This is a genomic window from Caulobacter sp. Root655, from assembly GCF_001427665.1.
Classification (GTDB): Bacteria; Pseudomonadota; Alphaproteobacteria; order Caulobacterales; family Caulobacteraceae; genus Caulobacter.
Map to the genome: position 1 here is coordinate 883,659 of NZ_LMHC01000001.1, position 20,216 is coordinate 903,874.

Annotated in this window: 14 protein-coding genes; 13 read left to right on the forward strand and 1 reads right to left on the reverse strand. The window is 68.5% G+C overall.

Going from position 1 to position 20,216, the window contains the following annotated elements:
• The first annotated feature begins 161 nt into the window (after positions 1 to 161).
• From ASD79_RS04150 to ASD79_RS04185, 8 genes are all read left to right on the forward strand, one after another.
• Positions 162 to 1,529, forward strand: a complete 1,368-nt coding sequence (locus ASD79_RS04150; RefSeq protein WP_056719741.1) for an aspartate aminotransferase family protein — start codon at positions 162 to 164, stop codon at positions 1,527 to 1,529.
• A gap of 136 nt (positions 1,530 to 1,665) precedes the next feature.
• The gene (locus ASD79_RS04155; protein ID WP_056719742.1) at positions 1,666 to 3,051 is read left to right on the forward strand and encodes a glutamine synthetase family protein; all 1,386 of its coding nucleotides are present in this window, start codon (positions 1,666 to 1,668) and stop codon (positions 3,049 to 3,051) included.
• 221 nt (positions 3,052 to 3,272) lie between these two features.
• Complete coding sequence (locus ASD79_RS04160; protein ID WP_056719743.1) at positions 3,273 to 4,379, forward strand: PotD/PotF family extracellular solute-binding protein; 1,107 nt, start codon at positions 3,273 to 3,275, stop codon at positions 4,377 to 4,379.
• A gap of 168 nt (positions 4,380 to 4,547) precedes the next feature.
• Positions 4,548 to 5,435, forward strand: coding sequence for an ABC transporter permease (locus ASD79_RS04165; protein WP_056719744.1), 888 nt, complete (start codon positions 4,548 to 4,550; stop codon positions 5,433 to 5,435).
• A 154-nt stretch (positions 5,436 to 5,589) separates the two neighbouring features.
• Complete coding sequence (locus tag ASD79_RS04170; protein ID WP_056719745.1) at positions 5,590 to 6,447, forward strand: ABC transporter permease; 858 nt, start codon at positions 5,590 to 5,592, stop codon at positions 6,445 to 6,447.
• Positions 6,448 to 6,634: 187 nt separating this feature from the next.
• Positions 6,635 to 7,705, forward strand: coding sequence for an ABC transporter ATP-binding protein (locus tag ASD79_RS04175; protein ID WP_235524327.1), 1,071 nt, complete (start codon positions 6,635 to 6,637; stop codon positions 7,703 to 7,705).
• Between the two features lie 223 nt (positions 7,706 to 7,928).
• A complete protein-coding gene (locus ASD79_RS04180; RefSeq protein WP_056719747.1) occupies positions 7,929 to 8,771 on the forward strand; it encodes a gamma-glutamyl-gamma-aminobutyrate hydrolase family protein in 843 nt (280 codons plus the stop codon).
• Positions 8,772 to 8,879: 108 nt separating this feature from the next.
• Complete coding sequence (locus ASD79_RS04185) at positions 8,880 to 10,268, forward strand: aspartate aminotransferase family protein (protein ID WP_056719748.1); 1,389 nt, start codon at positions 8,880 to 8,882, stop codon at positions 10,266 to 10,268.
• A gap of 500 nt (positions 10,269 to 10,768) precedes the next feature.
• On the opposite strand, the gene ASD79_RS24875 is transcribed toward ASD79_RS04185, so the two are convergent.
• Positions 10,769 to 11,221 (reverse strand): hypothetical protein, encoded by a 453-nt coding sequence (locus ASD79_RS24875; protein WP_235524313.1) that lies wholly within the window; start codon positions 11,219 to 11,221, stop codon positions 10,769 to 10,771.
• On the opposite strand from ASD79_RS24875, the gene ASD79_RS04195 reads away from it, so the two are divergent.
• The 5 genes from ASD79_RS04195 to ASD79_RS04215 all read left to right on the forward strand — a co-directional run bounded on the left by ASD79_RS04195 (position 11,196) and on the right by ASD79_RS04215 (position 20,163).
• Positions 11,196 to 12,596, forward strand: a complete 1,401-nt coding sequence (locus ASD79_RS04195; RefSeq protein WP_056719750.1) for a glutamine synthetase family protein — start codon at positions 11,196 to 11,198, stop codon at positions 12,594 to 12,596. The genes ASD79_RS24875 and ASD79_RS04195 overlap by 26 nt on opposite strands.
• A gap of 165 nt (positions 12,597 to 12,761) precedes the next feature.
• Positions 12,762 to 14,075, forward strand: a complete 1,314-nt coding sequence (locus tag ASD79_RS04200) for an FAD-binding oxidoreductase (protein WP_056719751.1) — start codon at positions 12,762 to 12,764, stop codon at positions 14,073 to 14,075.
• Between the two features lie 82 nt (positions 14,076 to 14,157).
• A complete protein-coding gene (locus tag ASD79_RS04205) occupies positions 14,158 to 16,179 on the forward strand; it encodes a tetratricopeptide repeat-containing sulfotransferase family protein (protein WP_056719752.1) in 2,022 nt (673 codons plus the stop codon).
• 128 nt (positions 16,180 to 16,307) lie between these two features.
• Positions 16,308 to 18,686, forward strand: a complete 2,379-nt coding sequence (locus ASD79_RS04210) for a TonB-dependent receptor (RefSeq protein WP_056719753.1) — start codon at positions 16,308 to 16,310, stop codon at positions 18,684 to 18,686.
• A 133-nt stretch (positions 18,687 to 18,819) separates the two neighbouring features.
• A complete protein-coding gene (locus ASD79_RS04215) occupies positions 18,820 to 20,163 on the forward strand; it encodes an amino acid permease (RefSeq protein ID WP_056719754.1) in 1,344 nt (447 codons plus the stop codon).
• Positions 20,164 to 20,216: the final 53 nt, after the last annotated feature.

A 20,216-nucleotide genomic window follows, 5' to 3' on the forward strand; every position in this document is an offset into this window, starting at 1 on the left:
AGGGGGGAAGGGCCGGGGATGGGGGTGGGAGACTGTCCACCCCAAAAGCCCTGGTCGTTCGAGCACTATCGGCTGACCCAGCGTAGCGGATCCGGCGCCACCCCCATCCCTGACCCTTCCCCCCTCCAGGGGGAAGGGAACAAGCCCGGGGCATCCGCGCCATGATCCCCAAACCCGCCACATCCCCCACCCTAGCGGACCTGATCCAGGCCGAAGCCGCGCGCTTCACCGCCGAGCATCCGCGCTCGGTCGCCATGTCGCGCCAGTCGGCCGAGGTCTGGCGCGGCGGGGCGCCGATGCATTGGATGACCGACTGGGCCAGCCCGTGCCCGATCTTCGCGGCCCAGGGCGTCGGGGCTCAGATCACCGACGTCGACGGGGTGCTGTACGACGACTTCTGCCTGGCCGACACGCCGGCGATGTTCGGCCATGGCGAGAGCGCGGTGGCGCGGGCCATCGCCGACCAGGCCCAGCGCGGCACGGGCTTCATGCTGCCCACCGCCTCGGCGGTGATCGTCGGCCGGCTGCTGGCGCAGCGGTTCGGCCTGCCGCTGTGGCAGGCGGCGACCACGGCCAGCGACGCCAACCGCGCCGCCATCCGCTGGGCGCGGGCGGTCACGGGGCGTCCGGTGATCCTGGTGTTCGACGGCGGCTATCACGGCATGGTCGACGACGCCTTCGTGGTGTTGAAGGACGGCCAGCCGGTGATGAAGCCGGGCCTGCTGGGCCAGGTCCACGACCTGACCGCCACCACCCGGGTCGTGCCGTTCAACGACCTGGCCGCCCTCGAAGCCGCCCTGGCCCCCGGCGATGTCGCCTGTGTGCTGGCCGAGCCGGTGATGACCAATTGCGGGATGATCCTGCCCGAGCCCGGCTTCCACGACGCCCTGCGCGCCCTGACCCTCGCGGCCGGGACGCTGCTGGTCATCGACGAGACCCACACCATCTCCACCGGCCCCGGCGGCTACACCCGGGCCCACGGCCTGGAGCCGGACATCTTCGTGATCGGCAAGGCCATCGCCGGCGGCGTGCCGGCCGCCGTCTGGGGCGTGACGGCGCGGCTGTCCGAACGCATGGACGAGGCGGCCGCCAAGGTCGGGCCGGGACAGTCGGGGATCGGCACCACCCTGTCGGGCGCCGCCCTGGCCCTGGCCGCCATGCGCGCCATGCTGTCGGAGGTGATGACCGACGCGGCCTATGAGCGGATGCTGGCCGGAGCCGAGCGGCTGGTCGCCGGCCTGCGCGCCGTCATCGCCAAGCGGGGCCTGGCCTGGTCGGTGGTCCATGTTGGGGCGCGCGTCGAGCTGATCCTGGCCGACCCGCCGCCGAAAAACGCCGCCGCGATGCGCGAGGCGCTGGACCCCGACCTGCTGTCCGCGCTTCATCTGTGGCTGATCAACCGTGGGGTGCTGATCGCGCCCTTCCACACCATGATGCTGGTGTCGCCGGTGACTCAGGACGCGGCGGTGGACCGACTGGTCGCCGCCGTGGATGGGTTCGCCGGGGCGCTGGAGGGGTTAGAGGCATGAGTTTTCACCTAAATCCGATCATCCCCGCGAAGGCGGGGACCCAAGCCGAGGTTGGCGTTTCGCTCCGGATGTTTGCCGCCGCCTCAGCTTGGGTCCCCGCCTTCGCGGGGATGATCGGAGAAGAGGGCCGGCACCCATGACGCTCCCTTCGGTCGCCGATCCCCAGGAGTGCCGTGACTTCCTCGCCGCCAACCCCGGCGTCAAATATGTCGAGGTGTTCTTCACCTCCATGACCGGCGTGCCGCGCGGCAAGCGGCTGCGGATTCATGAGCTGCCGGCGATCTACGACTACGGCCGCTTCCTGCCCGGCTCGATCCTGGTGGTCGACACCCTGGGGGCCGACTGCGAGGAGACCGGCCTGGTCTGGGAGGACGGCGACGCCGACCGCCGCGCCCGGCCCGTGCCCGGGACCCTGACCCTGGCCCCGTGGCTGGGCCCGGACATGTGCCAGGTGATGCTGTCGCTGTACGAGCTGGACGGGACGCCCAACGACCTGGACCCCCGCCACGTGCTCAAGCGCGTGCTGGACCGCTTCGCCGCCGACGGCCTGACGCCGGTCGCGGCCTGCGAGCTGGAATACTATCTGGTCGACACCGAGCGCGGCCCGAACGGTCAGCTGCAGCCGCCGAAGTCGGCCCTGACCGGCCGGCGGCCGCAGGGCATCGAGGTCTATGGCCTGCCCGAGCTGGAGGCCATCGCCCCGTTCCTGCGCGAGCTGTGGGACACCTGCGACGTGCTGGGCGTGCCGCTGGAGGGGGCGATCTCGGAGTTCGCCCCCAGCCAGGTCGAGCTGACCCTCAAGCACAAGCCCGACGCCCTGGCCTGCGCCGACGACGCTCTGCTCTACAAGCGCGCCGCCAAGGGCGTGGCCCTGCGCCACGGCTGCGAGGCCACCTTCATGGCCAAGCCCTGGGCCGACAAGGCCGGCAACGGCTTCCACGTGCATATGAGCTTCAACGACGCGGCCGGGAACAACCTGTGCGCCAGCGACGATCCGGAGGGCTCGGACCTGCTGCGCCACGCGATCGGCGGCATGAAGACGCTGATGGCCGAGTGCATGGCCATCCTGGCGCCCAACGCCAACAGCTATCGCCGCTTCAAGGCCAACAGCTACGCCCCCGTCGCCCCGACCTGGGGCGTCAACAACCGCACGGTCAGTCTGCGCGTGCCGGCCGGCCCGCCGCCGACCCGGCATGTCGAGCATCGGGTGGCCGGGGCTGACGGCAACCCGTACCTGGTGCTGGCCGTGCTGCTGGCCTGCGCCCACCACGGCATCACCAACCGGATCGACCCGGGCCCGGGGGTGGTCGGCGACGGCTACGCGGCCGCCGCCAAGGAGAAGATCCGCCTGCCGACCGACTGGTACGCGGCCGTCAACCTGTTCGAAGGCTGCGAGGTGCTGCGCGACTATCTGGGCGACCGGTTCGTGGAGATGTTCGTCTCGGTGAAACGCACCGAACAGGCGCGCTTCGCCGAGGTGGTCACGCAGCTGGATTATGACTGGTATCTGCGCAACGCCTGAGGGTTGCCAGATGAATAGGGAGCTTGAGTTGCAAGCGTGATCTCCCTTCCCCCTTGATGGGGGAAGGGCCGGGGATGGGGTGAAGGAGGTTCCGGATGTGGCGCGGCCGAGGTCGCCGCCATCGCCGTGGTCACCCCCACCCCCGACCCCTCTCCCATCGAGGGGGAGGGGAGTTCTGATTTATCCGCCATCGGACGAATTCAAGGGGAGACACCAGGGCCATGAGCACCAACCGCATTCCTTCCGGGCGAGTTTTGGGCACTCGCCGCTCACTGCTGACGGCCATGGGCGCCGCGGCCATCGGCATCAGCTTCACCGCCTGCGGCGAGAAGCCCAAGGCTCCGGCCGGCGGCGCCGAGGAGCCCAAGCTGAACTTCTACAACTGGGACACCTATATCGGCGAGACGACGCTGGGCGACTTCAAGAAGGCCTCGGGCGTCGACGTCAATATGAGCCTGTTCGCCACCAACGACGAACTGTTCGCCAAGCTGAAGGCGGGCAATGCCGGCTATGACGTGATCGTGCCGTCCAACGAGTTCGTCACCCGCATGGGCCAGGCGGGCATGCTGGAGGCGCTGGACCATTCCAAGATCCCCAACGTCAAGAACGTCGACCCCACCTTCCTCAACCCGGACTACGATCCGGGCCGCAGGTTCTCGATGCCCTACACTTGGCTGGTGCTGGGCATCGGCTACCGCAAGAGCAAGGTGAAGGGCGTGCCCGACAGCTGGAAGTGGCTGTTCGACAGCGACCAGTACAAGGGCCGCATCGCCCTGCTGTCGGAAAGCGCCGACCTGATCCGCCTGGCCGCCAAGTACAAGGGCCACAGCGTCAACAACATCCCGCCCGAGCTGGTCAAAGAGATCGAGCAGATGCTGATCAAGCAGAAGCCCTATGTGAAGGCGTTCCACGACGACAACGGCCAGGACATGCTGGTGGCCGGCGATGTCGACCTGGTGCTGGAATACAACGGCGACATCGCCCAGGTGATGAAGGACGATCCGGACCTCGGCTTCGTGGTCCCCAAGGAAGGGTCGCTGATCAATTCCGACACCCTGTGCATCCCCAAGGGCGCGCCGCGTCCGGACAACGCCCACAAGTTCATCAACTATCTGCTGGACGCCCAGGCCGGGGCCGAGATCTCCAAGACCATCCTCTACCCGACCCCCAACGCGGCGGCCAAGGCGCTGATGCCGGCGTCCTATCGCGACAACCCGGTGATCTTCCCGGCCGCCGACATCATGAGCAAGTGCGAGTACGGAGCGTTCGAGGGGGCCGAGAAGGCCAGCCTGTACGAGGAAGTGATCACCCGGGTCCGGGCGGCTTAGGGGGCTTTGGGTCCTCCCCCTTTGGGGGAGGCGATCGCGTAGCGATCGGTGGGGGGAGTTTTGGGATCGCCGATCCGGGGTGTGGTCGCGATCCAGATACTCCCCCCTCCGTCGGCTTCGCCGACACCTCCCCCACAGGGGGAGGCTTTAGAGGAAAGGGACCCGTCGATGGAGCAGAGCTGGAAACAGGCCAAGGGCGTCTTCGCCGCGGCGCTGGGCGCGCCGCTGGTGTGGCTGGTGCTGTTCTTCCTCGTGCCGCTGGCCATCGTCTGGGCCTACAGCTTCGGCCACAACGAGGGCCTGACCCAGATCGCCATCACCGGCACGTTCAAGAACTACGCGCGGGCGATCGAGCCGCTGTACCTGAAGATCTTCCTGAAGTCGGCCGGGGTGGCGGCCCTGACCACCGGCCTGTGCCTGGTGATCGGCTTCCCCGTGGCCCTGGCCATCACCTTCGCCTCGCAGAAGGCCAAGGCCTGGCTGCTGCTGCTGATCATGCTGCCGTTCTGGACCAACCTGCTGATCCGCACCTACGCGCTGATCGCCGTGCTGCGCAACGAGGGCTACATCAACAAGGGCCTGGAGTGGCTGTGGAACCTGGCCGACAAGGTCACGCCCCTGGCTCCGTTCCAGCCGCTGGAGATGATGCACACCAATTTCGCGGTGATCGTCGGCCTGGTCTATGTCCACCTGCCGTTCATGGTGCTGCCGCTGTATTCGGCGCTGGACCGGCTGGACAAGTCGCTGCTGGAGGCCAGCCTCGACCTGGGAGCCGGGCACATGCGCACCCTGTTCAAGGTGGTCGTGCCCCTGGCCCTGCCGGGCATCGCCTCGGGCGTGCTGATCACCTTCATTCCGGCGCTGGGCGCCTATCTGACCCCCGACCTGCTGGGCGGCCCCGACAGCCAGATGATCGCCAACGTCATCGAGCGCCAGTTCAAGCGCGCCAACGACTGGCCGTTCGGCGCGGCCCTGTCGTTCCTGCTGATGTACCTGACCTTCGTGGCGATCGCGGTGCAGGCGGTGGTGGGACGGAAGAAGGGGGTGCGGGCGTGAGCGTTCGCGCACTCAAAGCCTCCCCCCGTGGGGGAGGTGTCGGCGCAGCCGACGGAGGGGGGAGCGATCGGCCGATGACCGCCACCTGGATCCTCGACCCTAAAACTCCCCCCACCGGCCTTCGGCCACCTCCCCCACGGGGGGAGGCCTTCCAATGACCCGCAAATCCCCGCCCGGCCCCCTCGAATACCTCCGCCGCTGGCAGATGCAGGCCTGGCTGGCGGCCGTGGGGATCTTCCTCTACGCGCCGCTGATCGCCCTGATGGCCTTCAGCTTCAACGACAGCCGGCGCAACATCGTCTGGAAGGGCTTCACTCTCAAATATTACGAGAAGGCCCTGAACAACGACGGGCTGATCGAGGCCTTCGCCAATTCCCTGACCATCGCCGCCCTGTGCACCGTGCTCAGCGTCGTGCTCGGGGCCATGGTCGCCCTGGCCCTGTGGCGCTTCCGGTTCCCAGGCAAGACGGCGCTGGACGGGGCCCTGGCCCTGCCGATCGTGGTGCCCGAGATCTGCATGGGCGTGGCCATGCTGGTGTTCTTCGCCAAGGTGCTGCCCTGGCCGGTGGGCCTGCCCTGGCCGTTGAACCTGGGGGCCATCACCATCGCCCACGTGTCGTTCTCGTTCCCGTTCGTGGCGGTGGTGGTGCGGGCCCGCATGGCCAGCTTCAACCGCGAGATGGAGGAGGCGGCCCGCGACCTGGGGGCCGGCGAGTGGCGCACGATCAAGGACGTGATCCTGCCGCACATGGCGCCGTCGCTGGTGGCGGGCGCCCTGCTGGCCTTCACCCTGAGCCTCGACGACTTCGTCATCACCTTCTTCACCGCGGGACCCGATACCGTGACCTTCCCGGTCAAGGTCTATTCGATGGTGCGGTTCTCGGTGACGCCGGAGGTCAACGCCGCCTCGACCATCCTGATCGTGCTGACGGTGCTCCTGACGGCGGTGGCGCTGAAGCTGCAGGGCGACCCGGCCGGCGTGGCCGGCGGGCATGGGGGGGAGAAGGCATGAGCCTTTCCTTTCAACCGCTCATCCCCGCGAAGGCGGGGACCCAAGCTGGACTGGCCGGTTCGCTCGCTCTCGCAACGACAAACACCGCTTGGGTCCCCGCTTTCGCGGGGATGAGCGGAGATTCTGGAATCCGCCAGTGACCCAACCCATCATCACCTTCGAGAACGTCACCAAGCGCTTCGGCAAGATGGTGGCCGTCGACAACGTCTCCCTCACCATCCAGGAGGGCGAGTTCTTTTCGCTGCTGGGCCCGTCGGGCTGCGGCAAGACCACCCTGCTGCGGATGCTGGCCGGGTTCGAGACCCCTACCGAGGGCCGCATCCTGATCGACGGCCAGGATGTCAGCCTGGTGCCGCCCAACAAGCGGCCGGTCAACATGGTGTTCCAGTCCTACGCCGTGTTCCCGCACATGAGCGTGGCCGACAATGTCGCCTACGGCCTGAGGGTCGACCGCGTCTCGCGGGCCGAGTGCGACCGCCGGGTCGAGGAGGCGCTGGACCTCGTCCAGCTGACCGGCCTGGGCGGCCGCAAGCCAGACCAGCTGTCGGGCGGCCAGCGGCAACGTGTTGCGCTGGCGCGAGCTCTTGTAAAACGGCCCCGCGTGCTGCTGCTCGACGAGCCGCTGTCGGCCCTGGACGCCAAGCTGCGCGACCAGATGCGCACCGAGCTTTCCACCCTGCAGGAGAAGGTCGGCATCACCTTCATCATGGTCACCCACGACCAGGACGAGGCCCTGGCCCTGGCGTCGCGCTGCGCGGTGATGAACCGCGGCCTGCTGCAGCAGGTGGCCGGGCCCAGCGACCTCTACGAGTTCCCCAACAGCCGGTTCGTGGCCGACTTCATCGGCAGCGTGAACCTGTTCGAGGGCGTGCTGGCCGTCGACGAGCCCAGCCACGCGGTGGTCAAGTCGCCGGACGTCGACTGCGACATCTTCCTCGACCACGGGGTCACCGGCGCGCGCGGCGGCACGGTCTGGGCGGCCCTGCGGCCCGAGAAGATCGAGCTGCACAAGCGCTCCGAGGGCTCGCCGCCGCCCAACATGGGCGACGCGCCGATGGGCACGAACGCCGTGGCCGGAGTGATCAAGCTGGAAGCTTATCTGGGCAGCGAAAGCGTCTACGACGTCGAGATCAAGGGTGGCCGGAGGGTGAAGGTCACGCGCTCGAACCTGACCCGCTGGGACCAGGAGGACTTCAAGCTGGGCGAGGCGGTGTGGCTGGGCTGGCACGCCTGCTCGCCGGCGGTGCTGTTGTCGTGATGACGGCGGCTCACCCACTCGCCCCCACCTGGCGGCTGCGCCGCCTTCGCACTCCAAGGTCCTCCCCCTGTGGGGGAGGTGTCGCCCGAAGGGCGACGGAGGGGGGAGTGATGGGCAACTGGCCGGGTCTACGATCTTCGATCCGACAACTCCCCCCTCCGATCGCTACGCGATCGCCTCCCCCACAGGGGGAGGGACTGCGGTCCGCGGGGGCAAGTAGGCCATGACCCGCCCCGTCGCCGGCATCATCTGCTGCACCCGCACTGTCGGGATCGAACCGGCCCAGGCGGTGATGAACCGCTATGTCGCCAACGCCATGCGCTATGCCGACGCCGCGGCCCTGCTGGTCCCGTCGATGCCGGAGCTGATGAAGGCCTCCGAGGTCGCCTCCCGCCTCGACGGCCTGATGCTGACCGGCAGCCCCTCCAACCTCGACCCCGCCCTCTACGGCCAGGACGTCCCCGACGCCCCAGGCCCGTTCGACGCGGCGCGCGACACCATGACCAGCGACCTGATCAAGGCGATGCTCGATCAGGGCAAGCCGGTGTTCGGCGTCTGCCGGGGCTTCCAGGAGATCAACGTGGCGTTCGGCGGCACCCTGCGCCGCGACATGGGTCAGGGAGGAGGGGCGGCCAGCGGCGACCTGATCGCCCACCACGCGGCCGACGACGTCGATTTCAACGGCATGTTCGACCACCTGCACGAGGTCGAGCTGACCTCCGGCGGCGTGCTGGCCACGGCGTTCGACACGCGGGCCGCCACCGTCAATTCCGTGCACTACCAGGGCGTCGACCGGCTGGGCGACGGCCTGACCGTCGAGGCCCGCGCGCCCGACGGCGTGGTCGAGGCGGTGTCGGCGACGGTGGGCGGCGCCCCGGTTCTGGCCGTCCAGTGGCACCCCGAATGGCGCACCGACCTCAACCCCCAGAGCCAGGTGTTCTTCCAGCTGTTCGGGAAGGCGTTGCGGGGGGAACCCCTGATTGCTCCCCTCCCCCTGGAGGGGGGAGGGGCCGGGGGTGGGGGTGGCGCCGCCGGCGGAACCCGCCACGTCTCAGCGCCACCCTGAACCGTTTCCACCCCCATCCCCAACCCTTCCCCCCTCCAGGGGGAAGGGAGCGCGCAGCGGTTCGACCTGCTGCCTGACAATAAGAACAAGACCCAGGAGTACCCCCCGATGACCGTCCCGATCCGCAACCACGACATCGCCGAGCTCAAGCGCCTGGATCTGGCCCACCACCTGCCGGCCCAGAGCGACTACAAGCTGCAGCAGGAACTGGGCGGCAGCCGGATCATCACCCGGGCCGATGGCGTCTACATCCACGACGGCGAGGGCCACCAGATCCTCGACGGCATGGCCGGGCTGTGGTGCGTCAATGTCGGCTACGGTCGCGAGGAGCTGGCCAAGGCGGCCTACGACCAGATGCTGGAGCTGCCCTACTACAACACCTTCTTCAAGACGGCCTCGCCGCCGCCGATCCAGTTGGCGGCCAAGATCGCCGAGAAGATGGGCGGCCATCTGACCCACGTGTTCTACAATTCGTCGGGCTCGGAGGCCAATGACACGGTCTTCCGCCTGGCTCGGCACTACTGGAAGCTGAAGGGCCAGCCGCAGCGCAAGGTCTTCATCAGCCGCTGGAACGCCTATCACGGCTCGACCGTGGCCGGGGTGTCGCTGGGCGGCATGAAGCCCATGCACGCGCAGGGCGACCTGCCGATCGCCGGCGTCGAGCACGTCATGCAGCCCTACGCGTTCGGCGACGGCTTCGGTGAGGACCCGGCCGCCTTCCGCGATCGCGCGGTCCAGGCCATCGAGGACAAGATCCTCGAGGTCGGCCCCGAGAACGTCGCCGCCTTCATCGGCGAGCCGGTGCAGGGGGCGGGCGGGGTGATCATCCCGCCGGATGGCTACTGGCCGGCGGTCGAGGCGGTGTGCCGCAAGTACGGCATCCTGCTGGTCTGCGACGAGGTGATCTGCGGCTTCGGACGCCTCGGCCAGTGGTTCGGCCACCAGCACTACGGGATCAAGCCCGACATGATCGCCATGGCCAAGGGCCTGTCGTCCGGCTACCTGCCGATCAGCGCCGTCGGCGTGGCCGATTTCATCGTCGCCGAGATGCGCGAGAAGGGCGGCGACTTCATCCACGGCTTCACCTATTCGGGCCACCCGACGGCGGCGGCCGTGGCGCTGGCCAATATCGAGATCATCGAGCGCGAGGGCCTGGTCGAGCGCACCCGCGACGACACCGGCCCCTACCTGACCAAGGCCCTGGCGACGCTGAACGACCACCCGCTGGTCGGCGAGACGCGGTCGCTGGGCCTGATCGGCGCCGTCGAGATCGTCCGCGAGAAGGGGACCAACCACCGCTTCCTCGACAAGGAGGGCGAGGCCGGGCCGGTCGTCCGCGACCTGTGCATCGCCAACGGTCTGATGGTCCGCGCCATCCGCGACAGCATTGTCTGCTGCCCGCCGCTGATCATCACCCACGGGCAGATCGACGAGCTGGTGGGGATTATCAGGAAGTCGCTGGACGAGGCGGAGCCGGTGCTGCGGGCGTTGAAGTGATGCCCCCATCAACACCAGTATGGGCGACCTTAGTGGCTCTGCTTGGGCTGACTGCGTGTGATCGCGCCAGTGTGCCGATCCCAAATGGTAGCGAGGCCCCAATCCCGGCCGCGGCCGCTTTGGCGTGCCATTTTAGAGCCGCCCATGTTGGCTCGTTGGAGCCAAGTTATGCGCGCATAAAGGCGAGCGACGAACTGGAGCTGACGTTTGCGTCGCTCAACAAGGATGCTCAGACGGCTCAAATGATTGGCAATGGTGGCGCTGCCGATGTGACCTATTGGGCGGCGGGGAGCCAACTCCAGTTCATCGAGCACACCCTCTCAGGGAACCTCACCATGACGTCCGTGTTCGCCCCGCCCGCCCAAGGCCGTCCGCTACCAGCTGTTCACTCTCGGCACATTTGGGTCGGTCCCAACAGCGTCGTGGTTTCGCAATACGTGGGAACCTGTGATGCCAGGAACTGAAGTAAAAGGGCACGCAGGGGATGACAGGCGGTGCGGTTATTCACCGCGCACGTGGTTTCGCAGGGCTTCGAAATATTCGGGACCGACCGGATCGGAGGGGGGCGAAGTCGCGCCCTCGACCAAGACGTTTCGCAGGCGCAGCCGTGCGGCCGCTTGGTCCGGTGTTCCCAGCGTCTTGAGCCATTCGCGGACAAGGGCATGGGGAACGAGGCGCCCCTCGGCGACGTCAGCGTCGGCCAACCGCTCGTTCTCGTCGATGGGATCGTTGTCGTCCTCGGCCATGCCTAAGGATGCCAGAAACACCTCCTGACGCCCACCCACCTCCGTCATCCCCCGCTTCATGCGGGGGACCCAAGCTGAGCTGGCCGGCGTCGCTTGGGTTCCCCGAACAAGTCGAGGGATGACGATCGTTTTGTCGTCGAGACCGGCCAGGATAGACTTCGAAAAGCGCGAGGAGCGCCCCATGAAGTACAAAGAAAAGAAATCCAAGCCCGCCCCCAAGACCACGCGTGGGGTGGCCTCCCTCGACGACGCCAAGGACTGGTTCAGCCGCCAGAACATCGAGGAGATCGAGTGCGTCGTGCCCGACCTGGCTGGCGTGGCGCGCGGCAAGATCATGCCGGTGCGCAAGTTCCTGGGCACGCCGTCGATGAACCTGCCGCTGGCGGTGTTCTACCAGACCATCACCGGCGACTTCCCCGAGTTCGAGGGCGCGGTGAACGCCGTGCAGTCCGACACCGACATCTTCCTGACCCCGGACCTGGCGACCCTGGCCGTGGTGCCCTGGGCCCAGGACCCGACCGCCCAGGTGATCCACGACGCCTTCCACCCCGACGGCCGGCCGGTCGAGGAGAGCCCGCGCCAGGTGCTGCGGCGGGTGGTGGCGCTGTTCCGCGAGAAGGGCTGGGAGCCGATCGTCGCCCCGGAGATCGAGTTCTACCTGGTCGAGAAGAACACCGATCCCGACTATCCGCTGAAGCCGCCGATCGGCCGTTCCGGGCGACCGGAAACCGGCCGCCAGGGCTACTCGATCGCGGCGGTCAACGAGTTCGACGCCCTGTTCGAGGACATGTACGAATATTCCGAGCGCCAGGGCCTGGAGATCGACACCCTGATCCACGAGAGCGGCGTGGCCCAGATGGAGATCAACCTGCGCCACGGGGCGCCGCTGGAGCTGGCCGACCAGGTGTTCATGTTCAAGCGCACCATCCGCGAGGTGGCGCTGGAGCACGAGATCTACGCCACCTTCATGGCCAAGCCGATGGCGGCCGAGCCCGGCAGCGCCATGCACATCCACCAGTCGATCCTGAACACCGACGGCGAGAACCTGTTCTCCGATCCCAAGTCGGGCGACGCCACCCCGATGTTCTACGCCTTCATCGCCGGGCAGCAGCGCTACCTGCCGGCGATCATGGCCATACTGGCGCCCTATGTGAACTCCTACCGCCGGATCGCCCGGGACTCGGGCGCGCCGGTCAACACCCAGTGGGGCTACGACAACCGCACCTGCGGTCTGCGGGTGCCGCCGTCCGACCCCGCCAACCGGCGGCTGGAGAACCGCATTCCCTCGTCGGACGCCAACCCCTACCTGGCCATCGCCGCGGTGCTGGCGGCCGGCTACCTCGGCATGGTCCATAACCTGACCCCCACCGCCCCGGTCGACACCGACGCCAACAACCGGGGCATCGAGCTGCCGCGCAGCCTGCTGGAGTCGGTGGCCCTGTTCGAGGCCGCCACGCCGCTGGTCGAACTGCTGGGGGCGACGTTCTGCAACGCCTACGCCACGGTGAAACAGGCCGAGTACGAGACCTTCATGCGGACCATCAGCCCGTGGGAGCGGGAGTTCTTGTTGCTGAATGTCTAGCGCTCACCTTCTCCCAGAGGGAGAAGGAGGGGCCCGCGCCGTCAGGCGTGGGAGGATGAGGGGTTACGCCGTAGGCCGTCGTGCCGGCACGACGTCGAACTCACCACCCCCTCACCCTCCCACCGCTTCGCGGCGGGCCCCTCCCTCTCCCCATGGGAGAGGGTCGTGAATAGCGGCCACCCCTCCACCTCCTGGTACGCCGCCACGGCCACGCCCTTCCCGCAACTCCCAGCGCTGACCACCAATGTCCGCGCCGACGTCTGCGTCATCGGCGCCGGCTATACCGGTCTGGGCGCGGCGCTCGAGCTGGCGACGCGCGGCGTGTCGGTGACGGTGCTGGAGGCCGCCCAGGTCGGGTCCGGCGGGTCGGGGCGCAACGGCGGCCAGGTGCATGTCGGCCAGCGCAACGACCAGGCCTGGCTGGAGAAGACCGTCGGCCGCGACGACGCCCTGGCCCTGTGGCGGATGAGCCAGCAAGCCCGCGCCCACCTGCTGGGCCTGATCGCCACCCACGAGATCGCCTGTGACTTCACCCCCGGCATGATCCACGCCCGCCATCGCCGGGGCGGCGAAGGCGAGGACGCCGCCCATATCGCGTTCATGGCCAGCCGCTACGGCTACGACCAGTTGGCGCTGATCGACGAGGACGCCCTGGCCGACGAACTGGGGACAAGCGTCTATCACGGCGGCACGGTCGATCACGGCGGCGGCCACCTGCATCCGCTGAACCTGGCCCTGGGCCTGGCGCGGGCGGCGATGGCCGCCGGGGCGGCGGTCCACGAGCGCAGCCGGGCCACGGCCTGGCGGCGCGAGGGCGGCTCGATCGTCGTGGAAACCGCGCCCAATGGAGGAAAAGGCGGCCGGGTGATCTGCGACCAGCTGATCCTGACCGGCGACGGCTATCTTGATGACCTGACCGGATCGGTGGCCCGCGCCCGGGTGATGCCGATCAACAACTTCATCCTCGCCACGGAGCCGCTTGCCGAGTCGTTGGGGGGCGAACGGGCCGACAGCATCATCCGCTCCAACGCCGCCGTCGCCGACACCCGCTTCGTGATCAACTATTTCCGCAAGAGCCCGGACGGCCGGCTGATCTTCGGCGGTGGGGAGAACTACAGCCCCGGCTTCCCGCGCGACCTGAAAGGCTTCGTGCGGCGGCACATGCTGAAGGTCTATCCGGACCTGGCGGATGTGAAGGTGAGCCACGCCTGGGGCGGGACCCTGGGCATCACCGTCCACCGCGCGCCGTTCGTTCGCGAGCTGGCCCCGGGGGTGCGGATCGCCGCCGGCTATTCGGGCCAGGGGGTGATGCTGGCGCCCTATTTCGGCAAGCTGCTGGCCGACGCGGCGCTGGGGGACGGCGAGGGCGTGGCGCTGCTGTCGCGCCTGCCGACCCCGCCATTCCCGGGCGGGCGTTTGCTGCGCTGGCCGCTGACGGTGGCGGGGCTGAGCTGGTACGCGCTGAGGGACCGGATCTAGGGCGGCTTGTTTATAGGTCCTCCCCCAGAGGGGGAGGATCTGCCAATTGACATCCCTTCCGGACCGCCATCCGATACCGCCCATGCAGTCCCAGACCACCGAGCCCTCCGGCAGCCTCGCCACCGCGCTCGCCCACGCCCAGCGCCTGTTGGCCGCCGATCCGCGACTGGCCGCCGAGCAGGCGCGGGCGATCCTGGAGGCCGTGCCGCGCCATGCCGGGGCGACCCTGATGCTGGCCACGGCGTTGCGGCTGTCGGACGAGCTGGAGCCGGCGCTGGCGGTGGTCGATCCGCTGGCCCGCGCCCTGGTCAACGCGCCGGAGGTCCAGCTGGAGCACGGCCTGATCCTGGCGCGCGTCGGCCGGACCCAGGCCGCCATCGCCGCCTTCAAGCGCGCCGTGGCCCTGGCGCCCGCCCTGGCCGAGGCCTGGCGCGGCCTGGCCGAGGGTCTGGACCTGGTCGGCGACGAGGCCGGCGCCCAGGCGGCCCAGGCCCGGCGCATCCAGGCCGGGGTGCACGACCCGGCCCTGATGACCGCGGCCTCGGCCCTGGTCGACGACAGGCTGGGCGTGGCCGAGCAGGTCCTGCGCGACTATCTGGCGGCCCGGCCCACCGAGCCGGCGGCGATCCGCATGCTGGCCGAGGTCGCCGCCCGGCTGGGCCGCCACGACGACGCCGAGGCCCTGCTGGTCCGCTGCCTGGAACTGGCCCCCGGCTTCACCGCCGCGCGCCACAACCTGGCCACCGTGCTCTACCGCCAGGGGCGTTCGGAGGACGCCCTGGTCCATCTGGACCAGCTGCTGGCCGGCGAGCCGCGCAACCCCGCCTACGCCAACCTCAAGGCCGCCGCCCTGGCGCGGATCGGCGAGTACGCCCAGGCCATCGGCCTCTATGAGGACGTGCTGGCCCGCTACCCGCAGCAGCCCAAGGGCTGGATGAGCTATGGCCACGCCCTGAAGACCGTCGGCCGCTCGGCCGACTGCGTGACCGCCTACCGCAAGGCCGTCGACCAGGCCCCGGCCCTGGGCGAGGCCTGGTGGAGCCTGGCCAACATGAAGACCTACCGCTTCGCCGACGCCGACCTGGCGGCGATGGAGGGGCAGCTGGCGCGGGAGGACCTGGCGGCGGACGACCGGTTCCACCTGCACTACGCCCTGGGCAAGGCCCACGAGGACGCCGCGCGCTACGCCGAGTCCTTCGCCCACTACGACCGCGGCGCGGCCCTGCGGCGGGCCCAGATCGCCTACGACCCCGAGACCATCAGCCGGCACCTGGCGCGCAGCAGGGCCGCGCTGACGGCCGAGCTGTTCGCGGCGCGGGCCGGCCAGGGCTGCCCGGCGCCCGACCCGATCTTCATCCTGGGCCTGCCGCGTTCGGGCTCCACCCTGATCGAGCAGATCCTGGCCAGCCATTCGGCGGTCGAGGGCACGATGGAACTGCCCGACATCACCTCGATGGCCCGGCGGCTGAGCGGCGCGCGGACGACCAAGGACCCTTCGGCCTATCCCGAGATCCTGGCGACCCTGAGTTCGGAGGATCTCAAGGCGCTAGGCGAAGAGTTCCTGGAGCGCACCCGGGTGCAGCGCAAGACCGGCCGGCCGTTCTTCATCGACAAGATGCCCAACAACTTCGCCCATATCGGGCTGATCGCCCTGGCCCTGCCCAACGCCAAGATCATCGACGCCCGCCGCCATCCGCTGGGCTGCTGCTTCTCGGGCTTCAAGCAGCACTTCGCCCGCGGCCAGAACTTCAGCTACGGCCTGGCCGACATCGGCCGCTACTACGCCGACTACGTGGCGCTGATGGCCCATTTCGACGCCGTGCTGCCGGGAAGGGTGCACCGGGTGATCTACGAATCGATGGTCGAGGACCCGGAGCGCGAAATCCGCGCCCTGCTGGACTATTGCGGCCTGCCGTTCGAGGAGTCCTGCCTGAACTTCCACCAGAACGACCGCGCCGTCCGCACCGCGAGTTCAGAGCAGGTCCGCCAGCCGATCTTCAAGGACGCCGTCGAGCATTGGCAGCACTACGAGCCGTGGCTGGGCCCGCTGAAGACCGCCCTCGGGCCGGTCCTGTCAGCCTATCCCGCCGCGCCCGAATTTTGATCACTTGATCCGGGCTCTGCTATTTCTGCAACACTCGACGCAATTGACACGACTTTGAGTTTTGCGCCTTGCCGGGCGCCGGGACGCAGAAGAGCATCGTTCTCCTAAACGCGACGCGGGGAGCGAATATGGCGTTGAACAAGCCCAACAATCGGCGTGGTCTGTGGACCACGGCCCTACTGGCGTCATCCATGCTCACGGGAGTGGCGGCGCAGGCCCAGCAGGCCGCGCCCAGCGGCGCGGTCGCGCTGGAAGAGGTGGTCGTCACCGCCCAGAAGCGGTCGGAAAACCTGCAGGACGTGCCCGTCAGCATCCAGGCCCTGGGCGAGGCCAAGCTGGAGCAGCTGCAGGTCAGCAACTTCACCGACTATGTGAAGTACCTGCCCAGCGTGTCGTTCCAGACCACCTCGCCGGGCTTCTCGAACGTCTATTTCCGCGGCGTGGCCAGCGGCGGCGACGGCAACCACTCTGGCTCGCTGCCCAGCGTCGGCGTCTATCTGGACGAACAGCCGGTCACCACCATCCAGGGCGCGCTGGACATCCATATCTACGACATCGCCCGGGTCGAGGCGCTGTCGGGACCGCAGGGCACGCTGTACGGCGCCAGCTCCCAGGCCGGCACCCTGCGCATCATCACCAACAAGCCCAGCACGGCGGGCTTCGCGGCCGGCTACGACCTGGAGGCCAACACCATCGCCCACGGCGACGCGGGCTATGTGGTCGAGGGCTTCGTCAACCAGCCGGTCAACGACAAGGTCGCGGTGCGCCTGGTCGGTTGGGCCGAGCACCAGGGCGGCTATATCGACAACGTCGCCGCCTCGCGCACCTACCCGACCTCGGGCGTGACCATCACCAACGCCGACCGGGTCAAGAAGGACTATAACGACGTCGACCTCTATGGCGGCCGCGCCGCCGTGCGGGTCGAGCTGGGCGACAACTGGGTCGCCACCCCCACCATCATGGGCCAGATCGAGAAGGTCGGCGGCCTCTTCGCCGAGGACCGCACCCTGGGGGCCCTGAAGGTCGGCCACTACTATCCGGAAACCTCCGACGACCGCTGGTGGCAGGCGGCGCTGACCCTGGAAGGCAAGATCAGCAACCTCGACGTCACCTATGCCGGCTCGTATCTCGACCGCGACGTCGACACCCGCCAGGACTACACCGACTACTCGTTCTTCTACGACACCCTGACCACCTACGGCGCCTATTGGACCGACGACGCCGGCAATCCGGTCAATCCGTCGCAATACATCATCGGCAACGACGCCTATACGAAGGTCAGCCACGAAGTCCGTGTCTCGACCCCGCAGGAGAACCGCTTCCGGGTGGTCGGCGGCCTGTTCTACCAGCGCCAGACCCACGGCATCACCCAGAACTACCGCATCGACGCCATCGGCGATTCGATCTCGGTGCCGGGCTATCCGGGCACGATCTGGCTGACCAAGCAGAAGCGCATCGACCGCGACAGCGCCGTGTTCGGCGAGGCGGCCTTCGACATCACCGACAAGCTGACGGTGACCGGCGGCATCCGCTTCTTCAAGTCGGACAACAGCCTGAAGGGCTTCTACGGCTACGGGCTCGGCTACAGCTCGGGCACCGGCGAGGGCGCGTGCTTCAAGCCCTCCGAGATCGAAGGCTCGCCATGCACGAACCTCGACAAGCGGGTCAAGGAGAACGGCAACACCAAGAAGATCAACCTCACCTACAAGATCGATCCCGACAAGCTGGTCTATGTCACCTATTCGGAAGGCTTCCGGCCGGGCGGCATCAACCGCCGGGGCACGCTGCCGCCCTACCAGTCCGACGTCCTGAAGAACTACGAGTTCGGCTGGAAGACCACCTGGGCCGACAACCGCTTGCGGTGGAACGGCGCGGTGTTCCTGGAGAAGTGGAACGACTTCCAGTTCTCGATCGTCGGGGCCAACGGCCTGACCGAGATCAAGAACGCCGTCTCCGCCGAGATCAAGGGGGCCGAGACCGACTTCAGCTTCGCGGTGACGCACGGCCTGACCCTGAACGGCGCGGCCACCTATGTCGACGCCAAGCTCAAGGGCGGCTACTGCGGCAAGGTCGACCCCGCCACCGGCAATCCGATCACCAACTGCCCGGTCGACCTGGACCTCTATCCCGAGCGGGCGCCGGACGGCCAGCGCCTGCCGGTGACGCCGAAGTTCAAGGCCACGCTGAACGCGCGCTACGAGTTCGACCTGGCCGGCTACGACGCCTTCGTGCAGGGCGGCATCGTCGGCCAGACCGACTCCTGGGCCGACCTGCGCACCTTCGCCCGCGAGGTCCTGGGCAAGCAGGCCGGCTACATCACCACCGACCTGTCGGCGGGTCTGAGCAAGGACAGCTGGACGGTCTCGGCCTATGTCGTGAACCTCAACGACAGCCGCGCCGCCCTGACGCGGACCACCGAATGCGTGGAGTCCGTCTGCGGAGGCGAGGTCTATTCGGTGCCGCTGCAACCCCGGACGGTGGGGGTGAAGTTCGGGCAGAAGTTCTAGGGGGACGAGCCTCTGTCGGGGACAGGCGCCTGCGCCTGTCCCCGTTTCCATGATCCGCTCATCCCGGCATTCGCCGGGATGAGTGGTGTTTAGAGGCATGGACGAACCTCTGTTCCCGTGAAAGCGTAGCCGCATGACAGAGACCCCCCAGAAGGTCCCGCTTCCCAAGATCACGGTCCCCAAAGCTTTAGGCTTCTGGATGTGCACGGCCCTGGTGGTCGGCAACATGATCGGCTCGGGGGTGTTCATGCTGCCCGCGTCCCTGGCCCCCTACGGCTGGAACGCGGTGTTCGGCTGGCTGGTGACCATCGCCGGCGGTGTGTGCCTGGCCTTCGTGTTCGCGGGCCTGGCCCGGGCCTTTCCCAAGGCCGGCGGGCCCTATGCCTATACGCAGGAGGCCTTCGGGCCGCTGGTCGGGTTCATGGTGGCGTGGAGCTACTGGATCTCGCTGTGGGTCGGCAACGCCGCCATCGCCACCGGGGCGGTCAGCTACCTGTCGGTGCTGGTCCCGGCCATCGCCAAGGTCCCGGGCCTGCACCTGGCCGTCACCCTGGGGGCGGTGTGGATCATGGTCGCCATCAACATCGCCGGCGCGCGCCTGGCCGGCGGGGTGCAGGTGGTGACCACGGTGCTCAAGCTGCTGCCGCTGATCGCGGTGGCCGGCCTGGCCTTCTGGGTGATCGGCCATGACCACGGCGCCAGCCTGACCCCGTTCCACGCCGCCGACATCCATCCGGGCGGGATCACGGCGGCCGCCACCCTGACCCTGTGGGCGCTGCTGGGCCTGGAATCGGCCACCGTGCCGGCCGGCAAGGTCGTCGACCCGGTCCGCACCATCCCCCGCGCCACCCTGGTGGGGACGATCTTCACCGGCCTGATCTACCTGCTGGTCTGCTCGGCGGTGGTGCTGCTGATGCCGACCGACAGCCTGAAGGCGTCCAACGCCCCGCTGGCCGATTTTGTCGGTCTCCACTGGGGCGGCAACGCCGGCAAGGTGCTGGCCCTGTTCGCGGCGATCAGCGCCTTCGGGGCCCTGAACGGCTGGGTGCTGCTGCAGGGCGAGATGCCCTACGCCATGGCCAAGGGCGGGGTGTTCCCGGCCTTCCTGGGCAAGGAGACCTCGCGTGGCACGCCGGCGCGGGCCCACCTGGTCTCGGCCGGCTTCCTGACCGCGATCGTGCTGATGAACTACGCCAAGTCGATGGCCGACCTCTTCACCTTCATCGCCCTGGTGGCCACCACCGCCTCGCTGTTCGCCTACCTGGCCTGCGCCCTGGCGGCGCTGAAGCTGCAGGCCACCCGGCGCATCGCCCCGACCCTGGCCCTGACCGTCATCGCCATCGCGGCGGGGCTCTACGCGGTCTGGACCCTGGTCGGGGCCGGCGGCCAGGCGGTGCTGCTGGGCGTGGGGCTGCTGGCGATCGGGGTCCCGTTCTACTGGCTGACGCGGCGGCGGGTTCCAGCGGCCAGCGAATGACTTTTAAATCCACTCATCCCGGCATTCGCCGGGATGAGTGGTTTGGAGAGAGA

Excerpts from the sequence above, each read along its gene's own strand:
- ASD79_RS04150 (WP_056719741.1), top strand. The coding sequence starts at position 162 with ATGATCCCCAAACCCGCCACATCCCCCACCCTAGCGGACCTGATCCAG.
- ASD79_RS04155 (WP_056719742.1), top strand. The coding sequence starts at position 1,666 with ATGACGCTCCCTTCGGTCGCCGATCCCCAGGAGTGCCGTGACTTCCTC.
- ASD79_RS04160 (WP_056719743.1), top strand. The coding sequence starts at position 3,273 with ATGAGCACCAACCGCATTCCTTCCGGGCGAGTTTTGGGCACTCGCCGC.
- ASD79_RS04165 (WP_056719744.1), top strand. The coding sequence starts at position 4,548 with ATGGAGCAGAGCTGGAAACAGGCCAAGGGCGTCTTCGCCGCGGCGCTG.
- ASD79_RS04170 (WP_056719745.1), top strand. The coding sequence starts at position 5,590 with ATGACCCGCAAATCCCCGCCCGGCCCCCTCGAATACCTCCGCCGCTGG.
- ASD79_RS04175 (WP_235524327.1), top strand. The coding sequence starts at position 6,635 with ATGGTGGCCGTCGACAACGTCTCCCTCACCATCCAGGAGGGCGAGTTC.
- ASD79_RS04180 (WP_056719747.1), top strand. The coding sequence starts at position 7,929 with ATGACCCGCCCCGTCGCCGGCATCATCTGCTGCACCCGCACTGTCGGG.
- ASD79_RS04185 (WP_056719748.1), top strand. The coding sequence starts at position 8,880 with ATGACCGTCCCGATCCGCAACCACGACATCGCCGAGCTCAAGCGCCTG.
- ASD79_RS04195 (WP_056719750.1), top strand. The coding sequence starts at position 11,196 with ATGAAGTACAAAGAAAAGAAATCCAAGCCCGCCCCCAAGACCACGCGT.
- ASD79_RS04205 (WP_056719752.1), top strand. The coding sequence starts at position 14,158 with ATGCAGTCCCAGACCACCGAGCCCTCCGGCAGCCTCGCCACCGCGCTC.
- ASD79_RS04210 (WP_056719753.1), top strand. The coding sequence starts at position 16,308 with ATGGCGTTGAACAAGCCCAACAATCGGCGTGGTCTGTGGACCACGGCC.
- ASD79_RS04215 (WP_056719754.1), top strand. The coding sequence starts at position 18,820 with ATGACAGAGACCCCCCAGAAGGTCCCGCTTCCCAAGATCACGGTCCCC.